This is a genomic window from Afifella sp. IM 167 (assembly GCF_020144925.1).
Classification (GTDB): Bacteria; Pseudomonadota; Alphaproteobacteria; order Rhizobiales; family Afifellaceae; genus Afifella.
In genome coordinates, this window is sequence record NZ_NSLC01000043.1 from 1 (window position 1) to 500 (window position 500).

General features: G+C 49.4%; 1 protein-coding gene. It reads left to right on the forward strand.

Annotated elements, in window-relative coordinates; all coding sequences use genetic code 11:
* Positions 1-123: 123 nt before the first annotated feature.
* Positions 124-273: a type II toxin-antitoxin system HicA family toxin gene (locus CLD20_RS20480; protein WP_224408443.1), complete on the forward strand. Its 150-nt coding sequence runs from the start codon at positions 124-126 to the stop codon at positions 271-273.
* The last annotated feature ends 227 nt before the right edge of the window (positions 274-500 follow it).

Consider the following 500-nt stretch of genomic DNA (forward strand, 5'->3'; position numbering starts at 1 on the left):
CTCTAGAGCTCTTTTTCGAAACGGCTTCAGCAACGGAAGTCGGCGAGCGATTGCAACAAGAAGTCTATATAACCCAACTTGAGGTAGCAGTCGGTTAAGCTGAAGGTCTTATCCGGAAAGGAAATCTGTGGAATCCTTGAAAATCACGGATTCATCAAAGCGCGCCAACGAGGAAGTCACATAGTAATGCAAAAGCAGGTCCCGGGAAGTACTATCACAGTTCCGGTTCCCGATCACAAGGAAATTCGGGCAGGAACGTTATTCTCGATATAGTTCCTAGCATTTTGTTCTATAGTTGAGTCAGTGAATCAGGATATTATCGGAGGTGATGAAGATGACCCGCACTCGTCGCATTGACATTCCGAATCCAACCGTGCTCCGCAGTTACTTGGAGCAGGAAAGCGATCCCACAGTGCGCCTGCGCTTGATCCTGATGAACCTGATCGCGGAGCTACCACGCTCGCTCTCCTTGGCGCAGATCTGCGCGATGGTTGATGTTC